The following is a 26,736-nucleotide window of genomic DNA, read 5'->3' on the forward strand; positions in this document are numbered from 1 at the left end:
CGTGCCGTCCCGCGCCGGACTTCCTCGGCTCGGCTCAACTCAGCTTGCAGAAAATCGCTGTAACGAACGGCGCGACGTGATGAACGATGGCGCTGCTGCCGGCCTGTGTGACGGCGGCCTTGACCTTGTCCGTGCCGCCGAATACCACCGCGCCATACGCCGACTTCGCGACCGGCTCGCCGTCGCCGTTACGGAACATCGGATCGTCCTTCTCGAATCCGACGATCGCAATGACGCGAAAACCATACGCGGTCAGATCGGCCCCGTGCGCGGGGCTGAATGCGTTAATCGAATTGCTTTCGACGCGGTTCGGTTTCGGGTCGATCAGTTGCTGATCGGCGAGATCCGCGATAAAGCGATGGGCGGACTCGTTGCACGCGAGCGGCGCATCGAGTGCGGCGGCGTGGGTGAGCAGCGGAGCGGCGCTGAGCAGGGCCGCGGAAAGCGTTAAAAAGGCGCGTTTCATGACGATAGGATGACACGTTCGCCATGCGCCGGCATGCGCCAGCGCGGCGGTTGCACCGCGCACGGACGGCATAAGGCCGCGCAACGGGCTAGGGAACGGGCCGCAGAACGGGATGCGGCACTTTAACCAGATTCGGCAATTTACGCTTTCTTCCGGTATTGGGCGTGGTTATGGAACGCAGTTTTCACAAAAAAACACGCGCGTAAAAGAGCAAGTTTTTGCGATCCCGTATATATTTCCGGGTTATGAAATCGCGACCACAAACTCCAAATAACGTTCCCGCGCCCAGGACATGGGACGCGCGCCTCGCCCGCAGGCTCGTTACACCGCTGATCGACACCCCGGTCACGCCGAACCACCTCACCACCCTGCGCCTGCTGATCGGCCTCGCAGGCGCGCTGTGCCTTGCCCGTGGCGGCTTTGCCTGGACCAATGCGGGCGCGCTGCTGATCGTCCTGTCGAACTTCGTCGACCATACGGATGGCGAACTGGCACGGATCAGTGGGAAAACGAGCCGGATCGGTCATTTTTACGATCTCGCAGCCGACGCGTTGGTTACTGTGCTGCTGTTTCTCGGTTTCGGCTTTGCGGCCGCCGCGGCCCGTGGCGCGGGTGCAACTCCCTTCGTCGTTTCGCCGGTGCTGATGGGCGCCGCAGCGGGCATCGCCGTCGCGCTGATTTTCTTCCTGCGCATGCGTATCGAGGAAAAAGAAGGCAAGGCGGGAACGAAGCAGGCGTCTATGGGCGGATTCGAGACCGAAGACGTGCTGTATCTGCTGCCGATCGTGACGCTGACCGGCTCGATTACGCCGTTCCTCGTTGCTGCTGCGATCGGTGCGCCGCTGTTCGCCGTGTGGGTCGTGATCGACTACCGCAGGGTCATGCGCCGTCCGCAAGGAGCCGCGCATACCCGTCTGAACGTGGGTTGACCGATGAGTACGCCGATTCAGGACGACGTGATCGTCGAGGCCACTTCCGCGCTGCCGATACCGGCCAGTGCCAGCCAGCCGCTGCATCCCGCTTCCCCCGCACCCGATCCGGACCGCGCGGTCGCTGCGCGCACCCGCCAGTTCGATAACGCCAGACTGCGCCAGGATTTCACCGATCAGGGCGCGTTCCTGTATCTGGACGATTTTCTCGCCCCCGAGGTCACCGCGCAGCTCGCACAGAGCGCGCGTGATCTGCTCGTCGAGGTGAACCGCAATTACCTGCCGGGCCACAAGCAGGGCGGCAGCGTGAGCCGTCATACGATCGACCGGCTCGCGCCGTTTATCGCGCAGCTGTATCGCTCGAAAGAACTGATCGGCTGGCTCGAACAGATGAGCGGTGATCGTCTGCAGGTGTCGCCGGCCGACGATCCGCATGCCTACGCGCTCTACTACTACACGCGACCGGGCGACCACATTGGCTGGCATTACGACACGTCGTACTACGACGGCCGTCGCTATACGGTGCTGCTCGGTGTGATCGACGAATCATCGTGCCGTCTCGATTACGAGCTGCATACGCGCAACCCCGACATCGCTGATCAGCCCGGTTCGGTGCAGATTCCGCCGGGCGGTCTGGTGTTCTTCGATGGCGACAAGCTGCGTCATCGCATCTCGCCGGCCGGCGAGAACGAAATGCGCGTGTCGCTGACGTTCGAATATGTGACCGATCCGAATATGCGTCCGTGGCGGCGTTTCATCTCGAACATGAAGGACGCGATTGCGTATTTCGGTTTCCGTCAGGTCTTCCGTCAATTGATGAAGCGCAGCGGGGACACCGCGTGACCCGCGCCGCCATGATCCTGCTGTCGATCGGGGCAGCGCTGTTCGTTGCGTTGCTCGCGTGGCAGGGCCTCGGTTCGGTCACGTCGACGCTGCTCACCGCCGGCTGGGGGCTCGCGCTCGTCGCGGCGTTTCACGTCGTGCCGCTGGTGCTCGACGCGGCCGCGATTTCCGTGCTGGTCGATCGGCGCCGCGATGGTGTGACGGAGCGCGACACGTTGTACGCGCGCTGGATCGGCGAATCCGTGAACAGTTTGTTGCCCGCGGGGCAGATCGGCGGTCCGGTGGTGATGGTGCGCATGCTCGCGCAGCGCGGCATGCGGATGCGCGATGCGGCTGCGGCGATCACCGTCAGCACGACGCTGCAGGCGCTCGCGCAGATCGTCTTTGCGTTGCTCGGCCTCGGCCTGTTCGGCATCTATGCCGCGCACGGCGCGCTGCAGGACCTGCGCACCGCGACGATCGTCGCGACCGGTGTACTCGGCGGGATGATCGTGATGTTTTATATCGCACAGCGCCGCGGTCTGTTCGGTCGCATGCTGCGCGTGGTGTCGAAGGTGTTCGGCAAGCGCGACTGGTCGTCGCTGATGACCCGCGCCGATGCCGTCGATGCCGCCGTACACGAGCTCTATCGCAACCGCAAACGTGTCGCCGCGAGCTTCGCGTTGAGTCTCGTCGGCTGGATCGTCGGTACCGCGGAAGTGTGGCTCGCGTTGCATTTTCTCGGCCATCCGGTCGACTGGATCGATGCGCTGCTGCTCGAAAGCGTGGGGCAGGCTATCCGCGGCGCCGGGTTCGCTATTCCGGGCTCGCTCGGCGTGCAGGAGGGCGGTTACCTGCTGCTCGCGCCGCTCGTCGGTCTGCCGCCCGATGCCGCGCTCGCACTGTCGCTTGCGAAGCGCGCGCGCGAATTACTGCTCGGTTTGCCGGGCCTGCTGTTTCTGCATTTCAGCGAACGAAGCTGGCAGCGGCGCCGCTCGACGAGCGTGCCGGCTGTCGACTAACTCTTTTTCAAAGGACCGCCCATGCGCGCCATCATTCTTGCAGCGGGTCTCGGCCTGCGTCTCCAGCAGCCGGCGGGCGAACAGTTTCCGAAGTGTCTGCTGCAGTTCGACGGCATGACGCTGCTCGAACGCCACCTACAGATGCTCGAAGCCGCTGGCGTCGAAGACGTCGTGCTCGCGCTCGGCTTCCAGCCCGAAACCGTCAGAACGGAATTGAAGCGCATGGGCTGGCCGCGCGATGTCGAAATCGTGCTGAATCCGCGTTACGACCTGGGCAGCGTGCTGACCGTGCATACGGTCGCCGATGCGCTGACGCGCGGCGGCGACGTACTGCTGATGGACGCCGACGTGCTGTACGACGAACGCATCCTGAGCGCGCTGGTGGCGGGCGAAACGGTTAATCGTCTGCTGATCGACCGCGATTTCGAAACCGGCGACGAGCCGGTCAAGCTGTGCCTGAAAGACAGCGTGCCGGTCGAACTGCGCAAGCAGCTCGCGGTGAATCTCGAGTACGACACGATCGGTGAATCGGTGGGCTTTTTCCGCTTCCGCGAAGAAACCGCGCGGCGTTTTGCGGAGATCGTCGCGGGTTATGTCGACAGCGGCCGTGCGAACATGCCGCACGAAGAAGCCGTGCGCGATCTGCTGCTCGAACGCAGCCAGGTGTTCGATACCGCCGATGTCACCGGCGCACCGTGGATCGAGATCGACTTCCCGAACGACGTCGAACGCGCCACGCGCGAAATCCTGCCGCAGCTTCAACCGCTCGTCAGCGCACCGCGCTGAGGCGTTGTCAGTCCATACGTAACTGCTCCTTCGCGTCGCCCGGCTCGGTCCGGGTGACATCTGTGTTTCCCGTTTCGCCCGCTGCTGTTCCTCTCTTTCGATGCCGCTTGCCTTAGGCGCCTTCATTGTCCCGCTGATCGTCGCGTGTGCGATGTTCATGGAGAGTGTCGACTCCACGGTGCTGGTCACATCGCTGCCGGCGCTTGCACGCGATCTCGGCCACGATCCGATCACGATGAAGCTCGCGATCACGGCCTACGTGATCGGACTCGGTGTGTTCATTCCGGTGTGCGGCTGGGTCGCCGACCGCTTCGGTTCGCGTACGGTGTTTCGTACCGCGATCGGCATCTTCATCGCCGGTTCGCTGCTGTGCGCGGCGTCGACCTCGCTCGGCATGTTCATCTTTGCGCGCTTTGTGCAGGGCATCGGCGGCGCGATGATGGTGCCAGTTGGGCGCATCATCATCTTCCGCTCGGTGCCGAAATCGGATTTCATTCGCGCGGTCAACTATCTGACGGTGCCTGCACTGCTAGGTCCGGTGATCGGGCCGCCGCTCGGTGGCTTCATCACCACCTATCTGCACTGGCGGCTGATTTTCTTCATCAACATTCCGATCGGCGTGCTCGGCATCTGGCTTGCGAACCGGCATATTGCGAACGTGCGCGAAGCGCATCCTGGGCGGCTCGACTGGTTTGGTTTTGTGCTGTCGGCGGGAGGGGCGTCGCTGTTCATGCTGGGGCTGTCGCTGGTCGGCGGCGAACTGGTGTCGAATACGCGGTCGATTGCCATGTGCGTGGCCGGCGGTGTATTGCTCGCCGCGTACTGGCGGTATGCGCAGCACGCCGTGCGACCGGTGCTCGATCTGAGCCTGTTGCGCATTCCGAGTTTCAACGCAAGTGTGCTGGGCGGTTCGCTGTTTCGTATCGGCCTCGGCGCGGTGCCGTTTCTGCTACCGCTCGCGTTGCAGGAAGGGCTCGGGATGAGCGCATTCAAGTCGGGTTCGATTACCTGTGCGTCGGCGTTCGGCTCGATGTTCATGAAGACGGTCGCATCGCGCGTATTGCGCCGCTATGGCTTTCGAACCGTGCTGATGTACAACGCGGTGTTCGCAGGCGCTGCGATTGCCGTGTACGGGCTGTTCTTTCCCGGCACGCCGCACTGGGTGATCTGGATTGTGGTGCTGCTGGGCGGCTTCTTTCCGTCGCTGCAGTTCACGAGCCTCAACACGCTCGCTTACGCGGATATTCCGGGCGCCGACGTTGGACGCGCGACCAGTGTGGCGAGTGTCGTTCAACAGATTTCGCTTGGGCTCGGCGTGACGATTGCCGGGCTCGTGCTGCAACTGTCGCGCGATCTGCAGGGGCATACGACGGTTGCATGGTCTGACTTCTGGCCGGCGTTTCTCGTTGTCAGTCTATTTTCGCTCGCATCGATCCCAGTCACCGCGAAGCTGCCGCTCGGCGCCGGCGACGAGATTGCGCGTGGCAACCGTGGCAGCAGCAGTACTGCACATTGAAGGTTGCGTGAGCGTTGGGTCCGGCGACGGTCCTGGAACAGACGCAAACTGCGCTACGCCGATCCCATTCCGAGAAAATCATTTTGCGTAATCGATTCGATCCGGTTGCGCCCGCGTTCTTTTGCGCGGTAGAGCGCCTGGTCCGCTGCATCGACGATCTGCTGCGCAGCCCCGGTGCCCGTTGAGCGGAACACCGCGATACCCACGCTGATCGTCACGAAAGCGCCGGGCGACGTTTCGTTCGGAATACGGATCGCCCGGACGTCGGCCAGCATGTGCTCGGCGACGATGCGTGCGCCGTTCTCGTCGGTGGCGGGCAGGATCGCGGCGAACTCCTCACCGCCATAACGCGCGAGCAGATCGCCGCTGCGCGGCAGCGCCGCTTGCAATGCGTTTGCCACCGCAACGAGGCAGCGATCGCCCGCCGGATGACCATAGCGATCATTGAGCTTCTTGAAGTGATCGATATCGATGAGGAGCAAACCGAGTGGCAGTTGCGTGCGCGCGGCACGGCTCCATTCGAGCGTCAGCGTTTGATCGAAACATCGACGGTTCGCTGCCTGCGTCAGCGCGTCGGTGAGCACCATCTCTTCGAGGCGGTTCGTGGCGTCCCGCAACTCCTGCTGCGTTCGGATGAGCCGGCTTTGCAGGGACGTCGTGCGTATCGTGTAGACGATCAGCGCGGTGAGAATGCCGACCGCGCCGACCAGGTAATGATCGCGTATCAGCAGAATGCTTAGCGCAAGCAGCGCAAGCGTATAGAAAATCGGGCTGCCGTTTTCGATGACGACGGCAAGCGGCCGTTTCGCCGCTGCCACGTCGGATTCGTTGCGTGGCCCAGGGTCTATCACGCACGCGATCCCGAGCAGAAGAAACGGCACATCGACGATAACGTCGAGCACGACGTGGATGCTGGAAATGGCTGCCCAATAGTTGTACACGCCCGCGACGAGCGCATAGACCCAGAGATAGCCGCACAGGATCCCGTAGAACCTGCGTTCGTGGCCGCGCGGCTGGGCCAGCAGACGCAAGGTCGCCGCCGCAGCGAGAATGACATTCTCGATGTTGTAGGTGAGGACGAGGGTCGGCACGGAGATCGGGTCGAGCGCATGGCCCGAAAACGGTGCAACGGAAAAGATCGCGATATAGGCCAGATAACCGGTCAAAACCGCCTGGATGGCATCCATCCACACAAACAATGCGATCTGCTGTTCGTTCGAAACGAATGAAATGGCGAGAAGGACCGGCACGCCATAGATGAAGAAACTGAAATCGGAGAACCACGCAACGGTCTGCGGCGTCTGCTGGACCAGATCTTCCCATGCGTTGAGCGCCACGCCGCACGTCCACAGCAACATACCTACACTAAGCAACACCCACGGTGCCCGCGACTTTCGCTGCTCGACGCGGGCGCGCCAGCCGCAACCGGCCAGCGCCAGTGCCGGCGCAAGAATGAGAAAAGGATAGCTGACCAGCATCGCCGACGATTGAAACACGACGACGCATAGCGCATGCGCGCCGAGAAACGACGCAGCGAACAACGCAAGATGGAGCGGCTTTGGCGAACGACGCAAGGTTTCACCCCAGGACTCAAGCAAGGCAGGTGAAAGCCATCATGAAGCCGGATGGCGCTTCGGTTTCTCTGCTTCGGTTTTTCTTGTAGATGCCGGCAATCTCGTCATATCTTAGCTTACGGCATACGAAGCACAGCCTGAGGGCGATCGAGCGTGTCTTTGCATCCTCGATCACCGGATGGATTTTGACAGCCGATAATTGCGTCCCATCTGAAACCAGGAGCCTTCATGCAACGACGCCGTTTCTCCGCTTCGCTGGGTCTTCTCGCTGCGGCTGTATCGACAGGAAACCTGCCGGCCGGCGGTGCGCCGCGTGCGCAGGGTTCGAGCGCGACAGCGGCCGTTGCACTGCGGCATTACCTCGCGCGAATCGCCGAACTCGATCGCGGCGGCCCGCAATTGCGCAGCATCATCGAACTCAATCCCGATGCAGCGTCGATTGCCCGTGCGCTCGATGCGCAACGCCGCGCGGGAAAGGTACGTGGGCCGCTGCACGGCAGCATCGTCGTCGTGAAGGACAACATCGCTACCGGCGACCGCATGTCGACGAGCGCGGGCTCGCTCGCGCTCGACGGCGTACACGCCACCCGCGATGCGTCTGTGATCGGCCGTCTGCGCGAAGCGGGCGTCGTGATTGCGGGCAAGACGAATCTGAGCGAATGGGCGAATCTCCGCTCGACACGTTCGACGAGCGGATGGAGCGCACGCGGTGGCCTCACGCGTAATCCGTATGCGCTCGATCGCAATACGAGCGGCTCGAGTTCGGGTTCGGCGGTTGCTGTTGCTGCCGGTCTTGCCGACATGGCGGTCGGCACTGAGACCGATGGCTCGATCGTGTCGCCTTCGTCGATCAATGGTGTGGTCGGACTTAAGCCGACTGTCGGCCGTGTGAGTCGCGACGGCATCATACCGATCTCGCACACGCAGGACACAGCAGGACCGATTGCGCGCACCGTCACCGATGTTGCGCGACTGCTGGCCGCGATGGCCGGCACGGATGCGCTCGACCCCGCCACGCTGCACGCACCGGCTCCCGATAACTATCTGGCTGCGCTCGATCCGCACGCACTACGCGGCGCGCGGATCGGCGTCGCCCGCAAGTTCTTCACGGGCCATGACGAAATCGACCAGCAGATCGAACGTGCGCTCGCGAAACTCGTGGCGCTCGGTGCCGTTCTTGTCGATCCGGTCGATCTGCCCAAGGTCAGCTACAGCGATGCCGAGCAGGCGGTTCTGCTGCATGAGTTCAAGCACGATCTGCCGTTATGGCTCAAGACATTTGCGCCACATGCGCCGATACATAACCTCGCTGACCTGATCGCATTCAACGACGCGCATCGCAAGCAGGAAATGCCGTACTTCGGCCAGGAGCAACTGACGCAGGCGCAGGCGCTCGGTGGTCTCGACAGCGATGTTTACCTGAAAGCGCTCGCTACATGCCGCAAGGCCGCGCGCGATGACGGGATGGATCGTGTGTTACGCGAACATAAGCTCGATGCGATCGTTGCGCCGACGGGCGGGACAGCGTGGCTGACTGATTTTATTAACGGCGATAGCGGCAGCGATGGATTTTCGACGCCGGCCGCCGTTGCCGGCTATCCGCATCTGACTGTGCCTGCAGGCATGGTGCGCGGTCTGCCGATTGGTCTGTCGTTTGTCGGTCCCGCGTGGAGCGAAGCACGACTACTCGCGCTCGGCTACGCATTCGAGCAGGCGACACAGTGGCGTCGCGAGCCGAGCTTCCAGACGCGCACGGCGATACCGCCTTTGACGAGCTGATGCATCTGCGGGTGGCAAGATCACAACACGCAACGTGCGGAATTACCGCACGCACTCAGGGCTTCCAGCGGCTTCGCAAACAGGCAATTGGCATGTTATAAGCCCAAGACAGACTTTTCATGCCAACAGAGGAACTGTCATGGGGGACACCCAATGAAATTATTCGCAAGAGCCAAACTGTCTGCAGCCGCGCTCGCCGCTGTCACACTCGTCACCGTTTCCGCTGGTTTCGTCGAAACCGCGCCGGCTTATGCCAGGGCGCCTTCGAAGCCGCAACCCGCCATTCTCAATGCGTCGGCCGTCGCGGTCTCGGACAAGTACGCTGCCGATGCGGCCGAACAGATTTTCAACGAAGGCGGTAACGCCGTCGATGCCGCCGTAGCAATCGCATTCTCGCTCGCTGTGACATACCCCGAAGCGGGCAACATCGGCGGTGGCGGTTTTATGACGCTGTATGTCGACGGCAAACCGTACTTCATGGACTATCGCGAACGTGCGCCGCTCGCCGCGACGAAGAACATGTACCTCGACGATCAGGGCAACGTCATCAAGGGCAAGAGTCTGTTCGGCTATTACGCGGTCGGCGTACCGGGCACTGTGGCCGGCATGTCGGAAGTACAGCACCGCTTCGGCAAGCTGACCTGGAAGCAGGTCCTCGCGCCCGCAATCAAGTACGCGCGCGATGGCTTCATAGTCGACGAAGCGCTGGCAAGTCGCCGCGAGGAAGCGGCGAAGGACTTCGCTGGCAAGACGAACTTCGACACGTACTTCGGCGCGATGAAGGCGGGCACGACGTTCAAGCAGCCCGATCTCGCCGCCGTGCTGACACGTATCGCGAATCAGGGCGCGAAAGATTTCTACCAGGGCAAGACGGCTGACCTGATCGCCGCATCGATGCGTGGTCATGGCCTCATCACGAAGCAGGACTTGCAGCAGTACAAGGCCGTGTGGCGCGAGCCGGTGCAAGGGAAGTGGAACGGCTATGACGTGATCACCGCGCCGCCTCCGAGCTCCGGCGGCATCGGTCTGCTGCAACTGCTGCAGATGAAGGCCGACCTCGCGCCGGACTTCAAGGACGTCGCACTGAATTCGCCGCAGTACGTGCACCTGATCGCGGAAATCGAGAAGCGCGTATTTGCCGATCGCGCGCAGTATCTCGGCGATCCGGACTTCTACAAGGTGCCGGTCGCGCAACTGACGGACCCGGCGTACATCGCCAGGCGTGCGGCCGAAGTGAATCCGAATCAGCCGTCCGATACGAAGAGCGTCCAGCCGGGCCTCGGCACGTCGATGCCGGAGAAGGCGGAAACCACGCACTTCTCGGTGGTCGACAAGTGGGGCAATGCAGTGTCGAACACGTACACGCTCAACGGCTGGTTCGGCTCGGGCGTTGTCGCTGAAGGCACGGGTATCGTGCTGAACGACGAGATGGACGACTTCTCCGCGAAGCCGGGTGTCGCGAACATGTTCGGCGTGGTGGGCAGCGATGCGAACTCGATCGAACCGAAGAAGCGTCCGCTGTCGTCGATGACCCCGACCATCATGACGAAGGACGGCAAGGTGTCGCTCGTGATCGGTACGCCGGGTGGCTCGCGCATCTTCACATCGATCTTCCAGGTGATCAACAACGTGTACGACTTCAACATGCCGTTGAAGGAAGCTGTGGCTGCGATGCGCTTCCACCACCAGTTGTTGCCGCCGAATACGATTTTCTGGGAGCCGTATAGGCCTATCGATGGCGAACTCGCGCAGCAGATCGAAGCGAAGGGCTACAACCTGAAGGGGCAGGATTTCAGCGGCGATATTCAGGCGATCAAGATCAATGGCGATACGCCGGATGCGGCGGCCGATCCGCGTGGCCGTGGTGTGACGCGGTTGATTCCTTAACGTCTGTCACGCGCGTCTGAGCGTTCAATAGACAACGGCGTTCCGCAGTGATGCGGGACGCCGTTTTTGTTTGGTGCGGTGTTGTCGCTGTCGTTGTTGCAGTTGTCGTATCAGCCGGCCTGTTCGCTCGGTGTCACCGTGAGGTCGAGCCGTTGCGCGCCGCGCAGGATCGTGACGTTCACCGGCCGATCGATCCGCGATGCGTCGAGCGTGCGCTGCAGACTGTCGACGTCGCTAACTGGCTGCTCATCGACCGCGACGATGCGGTCTCCGGTATGCAATCCGCCCAGCTCAGCAGGACTGCCTTTGACCACTTCCATCACATGCACACCGCTCACCGACGTGAGGCCGAAGTAGCGCTGCACGCGACGCGAGATCGGCGTCGTCGTGCCGGCCACGCCGATGTACGCGCGCCGCACGCGGCCGTGCGTGAAGATCTGCATGATCACCCACTTCGCGGTGTCGATGGCGGTGGCGAAACAGATGGCCTGCGCGCCGGGGATGATCGCCGTATTCACACCGATTACCTGCCCGGCCGAGTTGATCAGCGGGCCGCCGGAGTTGCCGGGGTTTAACGCGGCATCGGTCTGGATCACGTCGTAGATCATGCGGCCGGAATTCGAGCGCAGCGAGCGGCCGAGTGCGGAGATGACACCGGTCGTCACCGTTTGCGCAAGGCCGAGCGGATTGCCGACCGCGATCGCGATCTGGCCGACCTGCAGTTTGCTTGATTCGCCGAGATCGACGTGCGGCAATGGTTCGGCGGAACCGATGCGCAACACCGCGAGATCGCTGCCGGGATCGTCACCGACGAGATCTGCGTCGTAAGTCGCGCCTTCGGCGAGCGTTACGCGGATGTGCGTGGCGCCATGCACGACATGGCTATTGGTGAGCAGATAACCGTCCGGCGTGAACAGAAAACCCGAACCGGTGCCGCCGCGCGTGCCGCGGCCGTGCGAATCGCCGGGGGTGTGCCGCTCGACGGAGATATAGACGACGGCCTGGCGCACGCGCTCGAGCGCACCGATGACCGTGCGGGAATAGTGATCGAGCAGGGCGGTGTCATCGAGCAGATGCGGCGTCGCGGCATCCGGCGCGGCGCCTGCGGCACCCGACAGATCGTCGATAAAACGGGGACGGTTTCCCATGGCGAAGCTCCGGATAAACGGGATCGCAGATGCGGGGTGGTTGGTGGGTTTTCAAGGGTGTGAGCCTGCGGCGATCACGGTCAATTCGTTCATCGCTGGTACATCAGGTCGTCGCAATCAGAAACGCTTCTCCATTCGCAGGCGGCCTGAATCCATCGGTTCTGCCAGCGAAGTAACGCTCGGTGAGATCGGTTGCCAATACGCAGCGCACTTCGCGAAAACCCGCTTCGCGCGCGAGTGCCTGCATCTCGGGCGGACTGAAATAGCTGAGGAACGGTGTCCCGGAGGCGCGCGCGGATTTCTCGACTGCTTTAGACGCCGTGCGCTCATCAGGGGTGGCGAGTTCGGGAGGCAGCAGGAACGTCATCGCAAGCGTGGAGCCGGGTGCCAGCATCGCGACCTGGCGCAGGGTGGCTGCGATGGCCTCCTTCGTGAGGTACATGGTGACGCCGGTCGAAGCCACCAGCGAAGGCCGGCTTGCATCGAAACCTTCGGCGGCCAGCCGTTCCCACCAGGACGCGCCTGCTTCGAAATCGACCGGTACGAGATGCAGCCACTCGGGGATGCCGAAACCGAGTTCGATCAGGCGCTCACGTTTCCACGCCTCTGCGCTGGGCTTATCGACCTCGAATATCCGCAGACGCGATGCGATCTCCGGCCGGCGCTGCGCGAAGGTGTCGAGGCCGGCGCCGAGTATCACGTACTGAGGGATGCCTCGATCGACCTGTTCGGCGACCAGGTCTTCGACGAAGCGTGCGCGCGCCACGATTCCCGCACGGAAGCCGCGTGTGCCGTCTGGATTCATGTCGGGACGATCGCGCCAGTCATCGCCGGGGGCCGCCAGTTGCAGGCCGAATTCGTCTTCGATCACGTGCGGTAGCGCGTCGGCCTGGACGTGCAAGGCGCGCCATAGCGCAACGCGTACTGCGGTGGTGTCGGCGGTTGCTGTCGGCCTGTCGTCTTGCATGATGTGCGATTTCCTTTCGAATGGATCTGGGTGAGCTCATGTCTGCAAGTGAGGCGAAGCCTGCAGTCGTCTTCATCACCCATGGAAGCTAGTATGCTAGCTAGCAATCTAGTGAATAATCAACCGTCCGTTTCGTAGGGCAGCAGGGTGCCTCGACGCGCTCTTCGCTCCGTGCCGCGCAGGCAAATGCCCCTCATTCGCGCGGACGACTGACCGGGTGCGCCGGACGGAATCCAATATCGGCTGATCTCCACCACGACGGACTGCCATGAAACACGCGGGTATCGATGCATTCAATCGTCTCGAGAAGCTACTTCGCGATCTGCGCGCATTGCCGGATTTGCGTGAACGATCGACGGGTGTGTTCTACAGAAAATCGAAACCGTTTCTGCATTTCCACGAAGATTCAACAGAGCTCTACGCGGATTTGCGTATCGCGGATGAGTTCAAGCGCTTCCCCGTGAATTCGGCGGATGACAAAGCGGTTCTGCTGAACGCAGTCCGTGCCGTGTTGACTTCATAGTCTGCAAGGCCATCACACCGAACCAGCAATGTGTTCCCGCAACCATTGGTGCGCCGGGTCGCGATGAACGCGCTCATCCCACAGCATGGTCATGTCGTAGCCGGTCACTTCGACGGACGATTCGACAACCTGCAGTGCGCGCGTGTCGCGAACGAGTCGCGCGGGCACCATCGCCACCAGATCGGTGTTGGCCACCACGGACAACACGAACAGAAAATGCGGAACCGACAGCACCACCCGGCGTTCCAGACCTGACTCCGCTAGCGCTTCATCGGTGACACCGCTAAACCCGCCGCCATCCGGCGATACGATGACATGCTCGAGTGCGCAAAATTGCGAGCGCGTCGGCTTTCTCTTCAACCGTGGATGCCCCGCGCGACCTGCCAGCACATAGCGCTCCGCAAAGAGCATACGCTGCCGCATACCCGGCGGTGCGTCTTCGCTGATGTGAAAGGCGAGATCGATTTCTCCCTGTTCTGCCTGCTTCGCGATGCGCAGCGGGGCCAGTTCAACAATCGCCAGCCGGGTATGCGGCGCCGTCGAACGCAATCCGCTCAACGCGGGCAGCACGATGGTCGATTCGCCGTAGTCGGTTGCGGCGACGCGCCATGTCTGTGTGGCCTCGGCGGGATCGAAGGGAGCGGCGGGCGCCACGGTGCGTTCGAGTGCATCGAGCGCTTGCCGCAAGGGTTCGCGTAACGCCTCGGCGCGCGCGGTCGGTCGCATGCCGCGCGGTCCCGGCAGTAGCAGCGGATCATCGAAGATGTCTCTGAGCTTCGCAAGATGAACGCTGACTGATGGTTGGGAGAAGTTCAGACGCTCCGCTGCGCGTGTCACGTTGTGTTCTGAGAGCAGGACATCGAGCGTGACCAACAGGTTGAGATCCAGACGCCGGAGATTATTCATCGCTATACCTGTAACATTGGATATTCATTTCCAATATACCTGACGAGACCCTATTCTGCGTTCTTCTCATCAAGGAGGTCCTATCGTGAATGTTCTGCTCGTCTATGCCCACCCCGAACCCCGGTCGTTGAACGGCGCGCTCAGGCGCTTTTCAGTCAAGCGTCTCGAAGATGCGGGTCACGTCGTTCAGGTGTCGGATCTGTACGCAATGAAATGGAAGGCAGCGCTCGATGCGAATGACAGCATCGACAGGCAACCCGATGCGCGTTTCGATCCCGCGCTCGACTCGAAGCATGCGTTCGAAAATGGTCTGCAGAGTGAAGACATCGCGCTCGAACAGCAGAAACTGAAGTGGGCGGATGCGGTCATCCTGCAGTTTCCGTTGTGGTGGTTTTCGATGCCGGCAATCCTGAAGGGCTGGGTCGAACGTGTCTATGCGTATGGTTTTGCGTACGGTGTCGGGGAGCACTCCGATACGCACTGGGGCGATCGCTACGGGGAGGGGGCGATGGCAGGCAAGCGCGCGATGCTGATTGTCTCCACGGGCGGATGGGAGTCGCACTACAGCGCGAGAGGGATCAATGGTCCGATTGACGATGTGCTGTTTCCGATCCAGCACGGGGTGTTGTATTACCCGGGCTTTGACGTGCTGCCGCCGTTCGTGATGCATCGGACTAGCCGGATCGACGAGGCGAGATTCTCAACGATCTGCGACACGCTTGGGCAGCGACTCGATGATCTCTGGACAACGCCACCGATAGCATTCCGGCAGCAGAATGCCGGTGCGTATGATATTCCGCAGCTCACGCTGAAGTCGGATATTGCGCCGGGGCAGGTTGGGTTTGCGGCGCATGTCGCATAGGTAGTGCCCCGTCGTATATACGACGGGTGTTTCCGTTACTGCGAAATACGCTTGAACGATTCAAGTTTGCTTTCCCATATGTAAGGTTCTTCCACTGGCATTCCCTATACATCGCGTTCAGGATATCCTCTGCTCAACTCGTAAAAAGACCTGAAGCGAAGGTACTGCATTCGTATAGAAGAAGATCCCAGGGGATGCTTCCAATGAGCTTGGAACCACAAAACTTACAACCTGCTTCACAGACTGACGGGCATTACAAAAATCTTTCTATTTTGGCAAAGACTGCGCTTGCAGCGGTGGTCGTTGCTGGTGTCATTGCGTCGGGAGTTTTCTACACATCGGGAACCCCAATGTTCGCTGGAGATTCAGGCGACGACGTTAGCGAGTCGAATCAAAAATTACGCATTGAGGCTTTCGAGGCAATCAAATATCTCCCAGTATCGAAGGTTACTGCCGCGGAATTCTCGACTGCTGTCGATTCCATGCATTTAACGCTAGACGAACAATCAAAGTTGCGTCAGCAATTTGCACTGAGTTCGACGACTTCCCCTACCCGTGCGGCCCCTGCTGATTTGCCGTCGACAAAGAGCCCCGGCGACAACGCAACTACGGCTGCCGCGCATACCGATGTCGCACCAACTCCAGTTTCAGCTGCGCAGCCTCTGGCGGCTCCAGCCACACCGGCTGTGCAGCCGGCCCTCGTGTGGGTGCGCCTCTGGGACAGCGACGTCGAAGACGGTGACGTCGTTCGAATCGATAGTGCGGGCTATTCGCGAACGGTCACGCTGACCAAACACGGCATCACGTTCGCAGTTCCTGTGTCTGCGAGTGGACAGATTCGCATCGTCGGTATAAGGGATGGCGACGGCGGCGGCATTACCGTCGGCCTTGGCTCTGGATCTGCGCAAGCGATCCTGCCGATCATGAGCGTCGGGCAGGTACTTACCTTGAATGTCAGGACAAACTGATGCGTTGGCTCAACTCCTTTGCAACGCGTTACGCGCCCCTCGCTTTTCTTGTGATGGCGTGCGTTGCGTTGGGACAGTTCTTGTCTCAGCACGCGCCCGCGCGATCGGACCTCGAACAGCATGCGCACGATGTCGCCGCATTTTTGCGCGGACACGCGTGGATCGACTTTGCAGTTGCAGTAGTGTTCTGGTTAATCGTTTTTGCAGGCTATTTTCACGATCGGCATCGAACTGAATACGGCGATGTCAAACAAGGCGGGTGGTTAATGGACGCATTGGACAGGCTTACGAATCGACGCATTCTGGAGCAGAAAATTGCCCAGGAACCCGAGCCGCAGATTCTCGATGCGGAGAAACTCGCGAGTGGGCTAAAGAGCAAGGTGATCGGTCAGGACGCTGTCTGCGACGATATCGCGGCGCAAATTCGTCGCCGTCTCGCACTCCGGCAGCGCAACAAGCCGATCGGTGTGTTCATGCTGGCAGGGCCACCAGGGACCGGGAAAACCTATCTGGCAAAGAGTCTGGCGGCGGAACTCGGTCGTGCGCTGTTGCACTTCGATATGACGCAGTTCTCGAGCGGCGCACATGGAGCTACTCAATTGTTCGGCGCATCGAAGGGATACATTGGTTCGAATTCCTATGGCAAGCTTACCGCTGCTTTGCGCGACACTCCCGATGCGGTCGTATTACTCGATGAAATCGAAAAAGCTCACCCCGAGGTTCACAAGAATTTCCTGACGGCGTGGAACGATGGTTTTGTAACCGAGGCATCGGACGGGAAGCAGATTTCGACGACCCGCGCGATCTTCATGCTAACCACGAATGCCGCAACCGACGCGCTTCATGCGTTGAGCGAGCGATTCGCAGACGATGCGGATGAACTGAGGCGTGCCTCTACGAATGCGCTCGGTGAGGCGGGCTTTGCCCCCGAGGTGCTCAATCGTATTGATCGCATTTTCGTTTTTAAATCGCTCACAGGTCTGGACATCGCCCGCGTTGCAGCGCTTGAAATCGAAGCGATGATCAAGAGCTACGGCCTCGATGTGGCCGATGAAGGCATCGATCCAGATATTCTCATCAACATGATGCGACGTCAGAGCCGGCTAGGTACGGGTGCGTCGTCGCGCGATCTCGTCCGTGCGGTCGAAGAATCGCTGGCGGACACACTCATCGATGCAAAGGAGCACGGCCATACCAAGGTCGCGCTCGTGTCAGCGGAGGGAGGCGTGATCGCCAAGCCGCAATGACGAGTCCAAACGTATCCAACCTGTCGAACACTCAAGGCAAATCGTTGTGGGCACGCGCGCCCGTGTGGCGCTTATGCGTTTCGGCAGCGGCGTTGTCGACAGTCGTTGTGGTGTGCTTTCCTCCTAAGTGGCGCGAGGCCGATGTCATCCCTGCGCCTCCACTGCCCGAGGCGGTGACCTACCATTCGCCGCCGCCGGTCGTTGCGGAGGCCAGGCCCGCGGTCACCACGCCAGCAACGATTGCAAGTGCTACGACGAGGGCGAAGCCTGTAGCTCCTCAAAATGCGGCTGCAGCAACCAATCTCACCACGAGAGCGCCAGCAACGGCCGCGATTTCAATGGCAGTCCCAGGCGCAGCGGCCAGGCTGGATATCTCCGGTCTCGATGGCGCACTGCTGGGCCGGACCTACCGGCAGTTGATCCCGGTCGTGGGGTTCAATGTTCCGCTACCTCCAGGACAATGGGCGGTGCTTGCGAACAGCACGGTTCACTCGCACCGTGCATCTGGAATGGCCTATTTTCTCGGGCGAATCGAGCATAAACGGCTTGTCGGTGCGATCAGACTGTTCGCATTGCGCAGCGACGATCAACCGGGCGCGGGTTTCCCTGCGGCGGGCGGTTGTACGACTGGCAATCCGGATTTGAACTATCTGTATCTGGATTCGGTGACGGCGTTTGATCATCAGGGATGCTGGCTAATCAATAACTATTTCACGCCTCCTCTACAGCAGTGGGCGGATCGCGCGGTCAAGATCGCCGGGCTCGACCGCGCCGCAGCGGGTGATCTCGCAGCGAAGGGCGTGACCTATCCGCAGGACATGGTCGATGTCCGATTCACGCGCGCAGAAACATGGGGTGTTCTCGAGGTTTCTTACCTGTTCAATCCCGAAGTCGAAGGGATCAGTTCCAACACGGCGCTTTCCGCCCGCGAATCGGACTGGCATGCACCGAACGCTCCGAGATTTCCTGCGAAAGCTGCCTATCTCGCGAAGATGCAAGTCTGGGGCGAGGAATTCTGGCCGAAGTTTCAGCAGGCATTTGGATCGGGGCAACCGGTTGCTGTGGTCGTCAAGCCGGATGCAGCGTCTCAACCTTGATCGGCATGGTCCACTCGGTTTGACCAAGCTCGGCATGGTCCACTCGGTTTGACCAAGCCGCGTTGACCTTGTCGTTTCGCGAAACAATTCCGATCGCTGTAGCTTTCTTTTCGCATTCACCCCCTCAAACAACGATTGCGGCAAGGAATCGCCTGCGTTAGCCTTTGCGCCTACAGCGACCGCGCAGATTCTTTGCTGTGCCAAACAGGGCATTCGTGGTCGCTTCGTACGTTGCGATTCCCCGACCGGGGTGACGAACGACGTCACGACAAAACACTTGAGGACACAATGCTCATAAGGACTTGGCTGGCAACAGGTGCGACGCTTATTACTTCTGCACTGGTTATCCATCAAAACGCATACGCCGACGAAGGGATGTGGCAGCCGTCGCAACTTCCCACCCTCGCAGGTCAGTTACAACAACGCGGTCTCGCGCTCGATCCTAAACAACTCTCAACACTGACATCATGGCCGCTAGACGCTGTTGTCGGCCTGGGTTTTTGCACCGCATCGTTCGTCTCGCCCGACGGCTTGCTCGTCACCAATCATCACTGCGGATATGGCGCGTTGCAGGTTAACTCCACGCCGCAGAAGAACCTGATCAACGACGGTTTTCTCGCGCATACGAAGCAGGAGGAACTGCCTGCCGATCCGACCCAACGCGTCTATGTGACCGAGCAGATCAGCGACGTCACGAGTCAGGTGAATGCCGCACTGAAGCCGGACATGGACGGCTATGCGCGTTTCGTTGCCATTGACGAGGCGAAGAAGCGCATCGTCAACGGCTGCGAACAACCGGGCTATCGATGCGACGTCTACACCTTCAGCAACGGTTACGACTATCAGCTGATTCGCCAGAAAGAGCTGCGCGACATCCGGCTCGTCTATGCGCCGCCGTTGTCGATCGGCAAGTTCGGCGGCGACATCGACAACTGGATGTGGCCGCGCCATACGGGCGACTTCAGTTATTTACGCGCCTATGTCGCTAAGGACGGTAGCTCGGCTTCGTATTCGAAGGACAACGTTCCCTATCGTCCGACGCATTGGCTGACGCTCAATCCGAAGGGCGTCAAGGCTGGCGATTTCGTCATGGTGGCCGGCTATCCCTACAACACGGATCGCTATCGGCTAGCCGACGAACTGCAAAGCGCGATCGACTGGGAATATCCGACAACAATCGGCATGGCTACGGATATGCTCGCTCTCGTCGATGCGGCCAGCAAAAAAAACCCGGAGGTCGGCGTCAAGTACGCGAGCCTTGTCGCTGGGCTCAACAACGCAATGAAGCTTTATCAGGGTAATCTCGAGGGTCTCGCGCGTAGCAATGCGCTGGCCACCAAACGCGCGCAGGAAGCCGCGCTCGATCAATGGCTCACCCAGCAAAAGCCTGGCGGTGCGCTTGACGGCGCCGCGCTGCAGGCTGATGTCGTCAATCTGCGTAAGCTTATCGATGCACACCTGAAACTGCGCGAACGTAATTTCGTGCTGGGGATGATTCAGCGCGGCGGGCTGTTCCACGCGTCGTATCAGATCGTGCGCCTTGCCCAGGAAAAGCAGAAACCCGATCTCGAACGGGAAGACGGCTTCCAGAAGCGTGACGAAATTCGCCTGCTCGGTGCGCAGCAAGGGCTGGACCAGCAATTCGATCCGGCTATGGATCAGCAACTGTTTGTCTACCAGTTGCAGCGCTATGTGAAGCTCCCGGCCGCGGAGCGTCTGCCTGCGCTGGATCGGTGGCTTGGCGGTGTGACCGACCAGACCGGCATCACGCAAAAGGTTGCGGCGCTTTATGCCGGTACTTCGCTGACCGATACCAAAACACGCGTCGCGTTGCTTTCCGCAACGCCTGCGCAGATCGATGCCAGCAACGATACCTGGATCAAGCTGATGCGTGATCTGATACCCGATCTGCTTGTCGTGGAGCATCAGAACAAGACGTTTGCTGGCGACGAAACGACGGCTCGCCCGGGCTACATGGCAGCGCTGATTGCTTTTAACGCGTCGCGTGGACTGCCGGTCTATCACGATGCGAATAATTCGCTGCGTGTCACGTTTGGCACCGTGCAAGGTTACAAACCACGCGACGCAGTCGAATACACACCGTTCACGACTGTCGACGGCATCGTGCAGAAAACCACGGGCGTAGAGCCGTTCAATGCACCACCTGCAGAACTGGCAGCGATTCGCGCGAAGGCGTTCGACGGTCTGGCACCGGCGGGAAATTCGCTGCCCGTCAATTTTCTCGCCGACCTCGATATTACTGGCGGCAATTCCGGTTCGCCGGCGATAGACCGCAATGGTCAACTGGTAGGCCTCGCGTTCGACGGTGTGTGGGAAGGCACGAGTTCCGACTGGCTCTTCAATCCCGCTGAAACCCGTTCGATTCAGGTCGATGTGCGCTACATGCTGTGGGTAATGCACCACCTCGACCATGCGGACAACCTGCTCGACGAGATGAAGGTGAAAGTGCCGCAATAAGGGACTCGTGGTTGACGGCATCATGATATCTGACTAGAGTCAGATATCATGAAAACGCTCGACATCCAGCAGGTTCGCAGCTTCAACCGCATCGTGGCCGAGGGCATCGGCGCGATCGACGACAGCTTCCTCGGTCGCGGCCGTCCAATGGGCGAGTCGCGTCTGCTCTGGGAAATCGGTCCCGACGGCGCCGATCTGCGGGCACTGCGCGAACGCCTTGATCTCGACTCGGGTTATCTGAGCCGCATCCTTGCATCGCTTGAACGCCAGGGGCTCGTGGCGATCGAGGCGCGCCCCGATGACCGCCGGGTACGTCGCGCTGTCCTTACGCGGTTGGGGCTCAAGGAACGAGCCGAACTCGACCGGTTGTCGGACACCGTAGCCGTTCGCGTGCTCGATCCGCTAAGCGAAAGCCATCGTATGGCGCTGCTCGCCGCAATGGCTGAAGTAGAGCGCCTGCTGCAACCGTCGTTGATACGCTTCGAGATCGAAGATCCGGCTAGCGACGATGCGCGCTGGTGCTTCGAGCAATATTTCACCGAACTCAACGAGCGCTTCGAAGCAGGATTCGATCCGTCGTCGAGCCTGCCTGCCGACACGCATGAACTGACGGCGCCGAACGGCGCACTGATCGTTGCGCGGCTACGCGGCAATCCCGTGGGTTGCGTCGCGCTCAAGTTTCACAAGAAGTCGCCGGCCGAACTCAAGCGGATGTGGGTCAGTTTATCGGTGCGTGGACTCGGTGTGGGACGGCGTTTGCTCGATGAAGCCGAGAAACATGCACGAAAGAGCGGCGCACGCGCTATCCGTCTGGAGACAAACCGGACGCTGTCCGAAGCGATCAATCTCTATCGACGCTGCGGGTACATAGAGGTCGATGCGTTTAGTGCGGAGCCTTACGCACACCACTGGTTCGAAAAGAAACTAACCTGAACAAACCACTTGAGGGAGCAGGGTATGGTCGCGGACGGCGAGGTGATGGGCTTCATTCCGACAGTCGATGCAGCCAAAGCGCGTCGATTCTATGAGGATGTGCTGGGGCTACGCTTTGTAAGCGACGATCCGTTTGCGCTGGTCGTGGCATCGCAGGGGACCCAGATACGGATCGCCAAGCTGCATGAATTTACGCCGGCTCCGTACACGATACTTGGCTGGCGTGTGAGAGACATCGAGCACGAAGCACGCACACTAAGCGCTAAAGGTGTCGTCTTCAAGCGCTATCCGCCATTGGAGCAGAGCGATGCTGGCATCTGGACTTCGCCATCGGGCGCCCGGATTGCGTGGTTTGCCGACCCGGATGGCAACGTACTCTCGATCTCCGAGCATCCGGATGCCGTAGCGTCGGCGTAGTTGCAAAGCGTCGGTGTCAGCGACCGACGCAACCATGCTTCGCGCATGGTGTGCGGGCAACCTTCATCGCTTCCGACCCCTACGTTTTGGCAACCATCCGAACCAGATCAGGCTGCACTCTATTGTGGCGAACACGTTAGTCGCGCTAATCTTGCGGCGCCTCGTCACTCAAAGAGTCCAAATGAAGCCAACAAAAAGTTTACTCGCCGCGACGCTCGCGCTGACGTTCGTCGCCACGCCAGGCCTGTCCTGGTCGGCGGAGGGTCAACCGGTGGCGCCCGTGCGTCCGGTGACCAACACGTACTTTGGCACACCGGTCGTCGACCCTTATCGCTACATGGAGAACCTCAGCGATCCGGAAGTGCAGAGCTGGATGAAGGCGCAGGCCGCCTACACCCGTAAGGTGATCGACAGTATTCCCGATCGTGCCTCGCTGGCGACGCACATTCAGGCGTTGATGGCCGGCGACCTGAAACGATATGCCTTTACCCGTCGCGGCGACCGGCTGTTCTACCACGTGCTGGAGCCGGGTACCAATCTGCCCAAGCTCGCGTATCGCGATGGTGTGAAGGGCGAAGAACATATCCTCGTCGACCCGGCGAAGCTCTCTACCGACAGCGCACATCACTTTGCGCTCGACTGGTACTCGCCGTCGTGGGATGGGCGCTATGTGGCCTATGGCGTCTCCGAGGGCGGTTCGGAAAAGAGTGTGCTGCACATCGTCGACCTGCAGACCGGTAGCCAGCTCCAGGAAAGCATCGACCGCACGAGCGACTGCGTTGTCTCCTGGCGCAACGACAACAAGTCGTTCTTCTACCTGCGCTATCCGAAAACCGGACCGGATACGCCGCCTGCGCTGAGCGAGTACAACGCAGTGACCTTCCTGCACGTGCTGGGTCAGCATACCGACGGCGAAGGCGACGAAGCGGTGTTCGGACGCGGTGTGTCCGCCTCAGTCGATGTACCCGAAGGACAGGCCACCTATGTCCTGCTGGCACCCGATTCGCCCTATGCGGTGGCCGTGTCGAATCACAACGTAGACAACAACCCGAACACCTTCTACGTCGCGCGACTCGATCAGATTCACGGTGCGCAGACGCCGTGGAAGAAGATCGCCACACCTGAGGACGGCGTAACCGACGTACGTCTTCGCGGCGATCGTCTGTATGTCCTGTCGGAGAAGGGTGCACCGCGCTTCCAGATTCTCTCGACATCGCTCGCTCATCCCGACATCGCCCATGCGAACGTGGTCGTGCCTGAAAGCGAGAACGTGCTCGATGCGTTCGACGTCGCGAGCGACGGCATGTATCTCGGCGAGCGTTCGGGCGCCACCTTCCAGCTGCGGCACGTCTCGTTCGACGGCAAGGACAGCCAGCCCATCGGCCTGCCGTTCTCCGGCTCGGTGAGCGATCTCACCACCGATCCGCGTTCGCCCGGTCTGCTGTTCAGCCTGCAGGGCTGGGTCAAGGCGCCCCGCGAACTGAGCTACACCCCGGGTGCGAGCGCTGCGACCGATACCGGACTGGTGCCGCCTTCGAAGACGGAATCCGACGATATCGAGGCGCACGACGAGTTCGCCACCAGCTACGACGGTACCCGCATCCCCGTATCGATCATCGCGAAGAAAGGTGTGACGCGGGACGGCACGAATCCGACCATCGTCTATGGCTACGGCAGTTATGGCGTATCGATGGATCCGTCCTATCGTCCGGCGTGGCAGGGCTGGATCGATCGCGGCGGCATCATCGCCGTGGCGCACATGCGCGGCGGCGGCGAATACGGTGACGCCTGGCATCGCGCGGGGCAGAAGCTCACGAAGATCAACACGATGCTGGACTTCATCGCGGCCGCGCAACACATGATCGACCAGCGCTATACGCAGTCGAAGTACCTGGCGGCGAACAGCGCAAGCGCGGGCGGTATCGTCATGGGCGGCGCGATGGAAATCAACCCGGGCCTGTTCCGCGTCATTCTCGATGACGTTGGTCTGTCCGATGCATTGCGCTTCGAGACCGAACCGAACGGGCCGCCCAATGTGCCCGAGATGGGTTCGACTTCGAACGAAGCGGGTTTTCACGGGCTCTATGCGATGAGCGCCTACGCCCATGTGCATGACGGCACACCTTACCCCGCTGTCATGTTCACGACCGGCGCGAACGATCCGCGCGTCTCGCCGTGGCACATGCTGAAGATGGCTGCGCGGGTTCAGGCTGCGACGAGCAGCGGTCGGCCCGTGCTGTTGCGCATCGACTACGATGCGGGTCACGGTATTGGCTCGAGCGTGTCACAACGTGCCAACCAGCTCGCCGACGAATGGTCGTTCGCGCTGTGGCAGATGGGTGAAGCAGGGTTTCAGCCGAAGCAATAACGCAGTGATGGACGGGCCGCGCAACGCGGTTCGTCCACTTATCAACTATCGAGAAACCAGCATGCTGACCGTCCACCACCTGGGTAAATCGCAGTCCGAGCGCATCGTATGGCTTTGCGAAGAACTCGCGATTCCCTACGAATTGAAGATCTATAACCGCGACCCGGTCACCCGGCTTGGGCCGCCTGAGTACAAGGCGTTGCATCCGCTGGGTACGGCGCCGATCATTTCGGACGGCGACATCGTGCTGGCCGAATCGACTGCGATCATGGAGTACATCATCGCGAAGCACGGTAGCGGCGGCCTCGTACCGGCTGCTACTGATCCCACGTTCCCCGACTATCTGTTCTGGTTTCACTTCGCAAACGGTTCGCTTCAACCTAATCTCGGGCGCAGCATGATACTGAGCCGTGTCGATCTGCCCGTCGACAATCCGACCTTGAAATGGTCGAGCGCGCGGCTCGACCTCGTATTGAATCTGGTCGAAAGCCGCCTGGGCGAGACCGCGTATCTGGCAGGAAACGCATTCACCGCAGCGGATATCGTGACGGTGTTCTCATTCACGACGATGCGGATTTTTCTGCCCTTCGATCTTTCGCCTTACCCGAATATCCTCGCGTATCTTCAGCGCATCGGTGCCCGCGATGCGTATCGTCGGGCGATGAAAAAGGGCGACCCCGACATGACACCGATGCTGACGTGAGCATTGCGTATCTACATGGCGTCAAGTTCGCGCGATAAACCATAAAAAACGCGTAAACCCCCATCACAGCAGGGCGACTGGCGCAGTCGCCCGCTCAATTCTTTACGGGATTTTTTCTTGCGCGCTGCAACAGGCCAAACCTAAACTTCGTGCAACGTGATGCGAAAACGAGGTTGTCATGTTGCAGCAACGTGTAGCGATGAAGCGACCTGTACCGATCACCTATGTCCATCGCGGCATGGGCAATATCACGTTACGTCGCTTCGACCCGACGCGCGATTCATTCGATGAACTGACCGCGATGCTGCACCGTGCGTTCGCGCGACTCGGTGAGATGGGACTGAACTGCACGTGTGTCGATCAACCGGTTTCCATCACGCAGGCGCGCGCGCTGAGTGGCGATTGCCATGTCGCCGTATGCGATGGGCGGATCGTCGGCACCATGACGCTCTACGCGCCCGATCGCGATTCGCCTTGCGAGTTATATCGTCAGAACGATGTCGCCAGCGTGCGGCAGATCGGCGTCGAGCCCGAGTGGCAGTCGCGTGGTATCGGCGCGTTCATGCTGGCGTTTGCCGAACATTGGGCCGCTACGCGCGGCTATGCGGAACTGGCGCTCGATACGCCGCAGCCCGCCGCACATCTGATCGCGTTCTATCGCCGGCAAGGTTTCCGGATTGGCGACTTCATGCGGTTCGACGGCAAGCGCTACGACAGCGCGATCCTGCACAAACCGCCGGTGGCCGCTCGCACGCTCGCCACGTGGTCGCATCGGCTTGAGCTCCCGCATCATGCGCTGGCTCGTGTCGCGTGATCGGGCACATCACTAAAAAATCATTTCCCACGCTTCAGAAGGACCCGTTACACCGATGGCCCACTCCCGAACCGCCTCGATCTTTAGAGGATTTGCCAAGGTCATGGTGGTCGCCTTCGTGGCCAACCAGATTCTGACCACTGCGTTTACGTACGTTGCGCAACAGGTGGACGCCAACCTCACGCATCAGACGATCATGGTGTTTAGCTGCGTCACATGCGGCCTCGTGACGATGTGGCTGCAGGCCGATGCGCGTCGCGCGTTTGCTTTCGCGCGTGAGAAGGGCTTTATCAAAACCCCGGGTGACACCGGCAATACGCTGGAAATTGCCGTGGATTGTCCCAAGCGCTGGCTCGTCATCCTGCATATCGAACTGAATCCTGCGGCGGTTGGCGCTTGACAGCGTTCCAACAGCGTTCCTGACGCAGCGCTCGAACGCGCCGTTGACGAGATCTTTATACGTTTCCCCCAGCGTTTTTCGGTACCTTGATGCGGCGCGTGCTGCAATGAGAAGGTCATCATCG

The 26,736-nt window shown here is 60.7% G+C and carries 24 protein-coding genes; 19 read left to right on the top strand and 5 right to left on the bottom strand.

What is annotated here, in order from left to right:
• Positions 1-34: 34 nt before the first annotated feature.
• Complete coding sequence (locus BWP39_RS29425; RefSeq protein WP_096726252.1) at positions 35-466, bottom strand: hypothetical protein; 432 nt, start codon at positions 464-466, stop codon at positions 35-37.
• Between the two features lie 245 nt (positions 467-711).
• Here BWP39_RS29425 and BWP39_RS29430 point away from each other — a divergent pair, with 245 nt between their 5' ends.
• The 5 genes from BWP39_RS29430 (at position 712) to BWP39_RS29450 (ending at position 5,541) form a co-directional block, all read left to right on the top strand.
• Positions 712-1,395, top strand: coding sequence for a CDP-alcohol phosphatidyltransferase family protein (locus BWP39_RS29430; RefSeq protein ID WP_096725703.1), 684 nt, complete (start codon positions 712-714; stop codon positions 1,393-1,395).
• A gap of 3 nt (positions 1,396-1,398) precedes the next feature.
• A complete protein-coding gene (locus BWP39_RS29435) occupies positions 1,399-2,238 on the top strand; it encodes a HalD/BesD family halogenase (RefSeq protein WP_096725704.1) in 840 nt (279 codons plus the stop codon).
• Positions 2,235-3,239, top strand: a complete 1,005-nt coding sequence (locus BWP39_RS29440) for a flippase-like domain-containing protein (RefSeq protein ID WP_096725705.1) — start codon at positions 2,235-2,237, stop codon at positions 3,237-3,239. Before BWP39_RS29435 ends, BWP39_RS29440 begins: the two co-directional genes overlap by 4 nt.
• A gap of 21 nt (positions 3,240-3,260) precedes the next feature.
• Entirely contained in the window at positions 3,261-4,025 is a 765-nt protein-coding gene (locus BWP39_RS29445; protein ID WP_096725706.1) for a phosphocholine cytidylyltransferase family protein, read from the top strand.
• A 100-nt stretch (positions 4,026-4,125) separates the two neighbouring features.
• Positions 4,126-5,541: an MFS transporter gene (locus tag BWP39_RS29450; protein WP_096725707.1), complete on the top strand. Its 1,416-nt coding sequence runs from the start codon at positions 4,126-4,128 to the stop codon at positions 5,539-5,541.
• A gap of 53 nt (positions 5,542-5,594) precedes the next feature.
• On the opposite strand, the gene BWP39_RS29455 is transcribed toward BWP39_RS29450, so the two are convergent.
• Positions 5,595-7,115 (bottom strand): GGDEF domain-containing protein, encoded by a 1,521-nt coding sequence (locus BWP39_RS29455; RefSeq protein ID WP_096725708.1) that lies wholly within the window; start codon positions 7,113-7,115, stop codon positions 5,595-5,597.
• 228 nt (positions 7,116-7,343) lie between these two features.
• Here BWP39_RS29455 and BWP39_RS29460 point away from each other — a divergent pair, with 228 nt between their 5' ends.
• Entirely contained in the window at positions 7,344-8,894 is a 1,551-nt protein-coding gene (locus BWP39_RS29460; RefSeq protein WP_096725709.1) for an amidase, read from the top strand.
• Between the two features lie 153 nt (positions 8,895-9,047).
• Positions 9,048-10,781: a gamma-glutamyltransferase gene (gene ggt / locus BWP39_RS29465; RefSeq protein WP_096725710.1), complete on the top strand. Its 1,734-nt coding sequence runs from the start codon at positions 9,048-9,050 to the stop codon at positions 10,779-10,781.
• Positions 10,782-10,891: 110 nt separating this feature from the next.
• Here ggt and BWP39_RS29470 read toward each other — a convergent pair whose 3' ends face one another.
• Both BWP39_RS29470 and BWP39_RS29475 read right to left on the bottom strand, forming a co-directional pair.
• Entirely contained in the window at positions 10,892-11,929 is a 1,038-nt protein-coding gene (locus tag BWP39_RS29470) for a S1C family serine protease (protein WP_096725711.1), read from the bottom strand.
• Between the two features lie 103 nt (positions 11,930-12,032).
• Positions 12,033-12,896, bottom strand: a complete 864-nt coding sequence (locus BWP39_RS29475; protein ID WP_096725712.1) for a class I SAM-dependent methyltransferase — start codon at positions 12,894-12,896, stop codon at positions 12,033-12,035.
• 268 nt (positions 12,897-13,164) lie between these two features.
• Here BWP39_RS29475 and BWP39_RS29480 point away from each other — a divergent pair, with 268 nt between their 5' ends.
• Positions 13,165-13,419, top strand: coding sequence for a hypothetical protein (locus tag BWP39_RS29480; RefSeq protein ID WP_096725713.1), 255 nt, complete (start codon positions 13,165-13,167; stop codon positions 13,417-13,419).
• Positions 13,420-13,431: 12 nt separating this feature from the next.
• Here the strand turns inward: BWP39_RS29480 and BWP39_RS29485 are convergent, their stop codons facing one another.
• Positions 13,432-14,325: a LysR family transcriptional regulator gene (locus tag BWP39_RS29485; protein WP_096725714.1), complete on the bottom strand. Its 894-nt coding sequence runs from the start codon at positions 14,323-14,325 to the stop codon at positions 13,432-13,434.
• A gap of 85 nt (positions 14,326-14,410) precedes the next feature.
• On the opposite strand from BWP39_RS29485, the gene BWP39_RS29490 reads away from it, so the two are divergent.
• The 11 genes from BWP39_RS29490 (at position 14,411) to BWP39_RS29540 (ending at position 26,612) form a co-directional block, all read left to right on the top strand.
• On the top strand, positions 14,411-15,187 hold the full coding sequence (locus BWP39_RS29490) for an NAD(P)H-dependent oxidoreductase (RefSeq protein ID WP_096725715.1): 777 nt from the start codon (positions 14,411-14,413) through the stop codon (positions 15,185-15,187).
• A 203-nt stretch (positions 15,188-15,390) separates the two neighbouring features.
• Positions 15,391-16,155 carry a hypothetical protein gene (locus BWP39_RS29495; RefSeq protein ID WP_133116970.1) on the top strand — a complete coding sequence of 255 codons (765 nt, stop codon included), beginning with the start codon at positions 15,391-15,393 and terminating at the stop codon, positions 16,153-16,155.
• Positions 16,156-16,421: 266 nt separating this feature from the next.
• The gene (locus BWP39_RS29500; RefSeq protein ID WP_207557177.1) at positions 16,422-17,402 is read left to right on the top strand and encodes an AAA family ATPase; all 981 of its coding nucleotides are present in this window, start codon (positions 16,422-16,424) and stop codon (positions 17,400-17,402) included.
• Between the two features lie 338 nt (positions 17,403-17,740).
• Positions 17,741-18,499 (top strand): hypothetical protein, encoded by a 759-nt coding sequence (locus tag BWP39_RS29505; RefSeq protein ID WP_133116971.1) that lies wholly within the window; start codon positions 17,741-17,743, stop codon positions 18,497-18,499.
• A gap of 375 nt (positions 18,500-18,874) precedes the next feature.
• On the top strand, positions 18,875-20,977 hold the full coding sequence (locus tag BWP39_RS29510; RefSeq protein WP_207557178.1) for a S46 family peptidase: 2,103 nt from the start codon (positions 18,875-18,877) through the stop codon (positions 20,975-20,977).
• A 48-nt stretch (positions 20,978-21,025) separates the two neighbouring features.
• Positions 21,026-21,910, top strand: coding sequence for a bifunctional helix-turn-helix transcriptional regulator/GNAT family N-acetyltransferase (locus tag BWP39_RS29515; protein ID WP_096725720.1), 885 nt, complete (start codon positions 21,026-21,028; stop codon positions 21,908-21,910).
• Positions 21,911-21,934: 24 nt separating this feature from the next.
• Positions 21,935-22,327, top strand: a complete 393-nt coding sequence (locus BWP39_RS29520) for a VOC family protein (protein WP_096725721.1) — start codon at positions 21,935-21,937, stop codon at positions 22,325-22,327.
• A 181-nt stretch (positions 22,328-22,508) separates the two neighbouring features.
• Entirely contained in the window at positions 22,509-24,695 is a 2,187-nt protein-coding gene (locus tag BWP39_RS29525; protein WP_170043917.1) for a prolyl oligopeptidase family serine peptidase, read from the top strand.
• Between the two features lie 61 nt (positions 24,696-24,756).
• Positions 24,757-25,398 (top strand): glutathione S-transferase family protein, encoded by a 642-nt coding sequence (locus tag BWP39_RS29530; RefSeq protein ID WP_096726253.1) that lies wholly within the window; start codon positions 24,757-24,759, stop codon positions 25,396-25,398.
• 178 nt (positions 25,399-25,576) lie between these two features.
• Positions 25,577-26,212, top strand: a complete 636-nt coding sequence (locus tag BWP39_RS29535) for a GNAT family N-acetyltransferase (protein ID WP_096725723.1) — start codon at positions 25,577-25,579, stop codon at positions 26,210-26,212.
• A 55-nt stretch (positions 26,213-26,267) separates the two neighbouring features.
• Positions 26,268-26,612, top strand: a complete 345-nt coding sequence (locus BWP39_RS29540; RefSeq protein WP_096725724.1) for a hypothetical protein — start codon at positions 26,268-26,270, stop codon at positions 26,610-26,612.
• Positions 26,613-26,736: the final 124 nt, after the last annotated feature.

The organism is Paraburkholderia acidicola (assembly GCF_002362315.1).
GTDB classification, from domain to species: Bacteria; Pseudomonadota; Gammaproteobacteria; order Burkholderiales; family Burkholderiaceae; genus Paraburkholderia; species Paraburkholderia acidicola.

Coding starts and splice junctions, on each gene's coding strand:
- BWP39_RS29535 (WP_096725723.1), top strand. CDS start 25,577: ATGTTGCAGCAACGTGTAGCGATGAAGCGACCTGTACCGATCACCTAT.
- BWP39_RS29460 (WP_096725709.1), top strand. CDS start 7,344: ATGCAACGACGCCGTTTCTCCGCTTCGCTGGGTCTTCTCGCTGCGGCT.
- BWP39_RS29510 (WP_207557178.1), top strand. CDS start 18,875: ATGTGGCAGCCGTCGCAACTTCCCACCCTCGCAGGTCAGTTACAACAA.
- BWP39_RS29485 (WP_096725714.1), bottom strand. CDS start 14,325: ATGAATAATCTCCGGCGTCTGGATCTCAACCTGTTGGTCACGCTCGAT.
- BWP39_RS29480 (WP_096725713.1), top strand. CDS start 13,165: ATGAAACACGCGGGTATCGATGCATTCAATCGTCTCGAGAAGCTACTT.
- BWP39_RS29425 (WP_096726252.1), bottom strand. CDS start 466: ATGAAACGCGCCTTTTTAACGCTTTCCGCGGCCCTGCTCAGCGCCGCT.
- BWP39_RS29540 (WP_096725724.1), top strand. CDS start 26,268: ATGGCCCACTCCCGAACCGCCTCGATCTTTAGAGGATTTGCCAAGGTC.
- BWP39_RS29445 (WP_096725706.1), top strand. CDS start 3,261: ATGCGCGCCATCATTCTTGCAGCGGGTCTCGGCCTGCGTCTCCAGCAG.
- BWP39_RS29470 (WP_096725711.1), bottom strand. CDS start 11,929: ATGGGAAACCGTCCCCGTTTTATCGACGATCTGTCGGGTGCCGCAGGC.
- BWP39_RS29500 (WP_207557177.1), top strand. CDS start 16,422: ATGGACGCATTGGACAGGCTTACGAATCGACGCATTCTGGAGCAGAAA.
- BWP39_RS29495 (WP_133116970.1), top strand. CDS start 15,391: ATGAGCTTGGAACCACAAAACTTACAACCTGCTTCACAGACTGACGGG.
- BWP39_RS29515 (WP_096725720.1), top strand. CDS start 21,026: ATGAAAACGCTCGACATCCAGCAGGTTCGCAGCTTCAACCGCATCGTG.
- ggt (WP_096725710.1), top strand. CDS start 9,048: ATGAAATTATTCGCAAGAGCCAAACTGTCTGCAGCCGCGCTCGCCGCT.
- BWP39_RS29430 (WP_096725703.1), top strand. CDS start 712: ATGAAATCGCGACCACAAACTCCAAATAACGTTCCCGCGCCCAGGACA.
- BWP39_RS29525 (WP_170043917.1), top strand. CDS start 22,509: ATGAAGCCAACAAAAAGTTTACTCGCCGCGACGCTCGCGCTGACGTTC.
- BWP39_RS29505 (WP_133116971.1), top strand. CDS start 17,741: ATGGCAGTCCCAGGCGCAGCGGCCAGGCTGGATATCTCCGGTCTCGAT.
- BWP39_RS29435 (WP_096725704.1), top strand. CDS start 1,399: ATGAGTACGCCGATTCAGGACGACGTGATCGTCGAGGCCACTTCCGCG.
- BWP39_RS29475 (WP_096725712.1), bottom strand. CDS start 12,896: ATGCAAGACGACAGGCCGACAGCAACCGCCGACACCACCGCAGTACGC.
- BWP39_RS29520 (WP_096725721.1), top strand. CDS start 21,935: ATGGTCGCGGACGGCGAGGTGATGGGCTTCATTCCGACAGTCGATGCA.
- BWP39_RS29530 (WP_096726253.1), top strand. CDS start 24,757: ATGCTGACCGTCCACCACCTGGGTAAATCGCAGTCCGAGCGCATCGTA.
- BWP39_RS29450 (WP_096725707.1), top strand. CDS start 4,126: ATGCCGCTTGCCTTAGGCGCCTTCATTGTCCCGCTGATCGTCGCGTGT.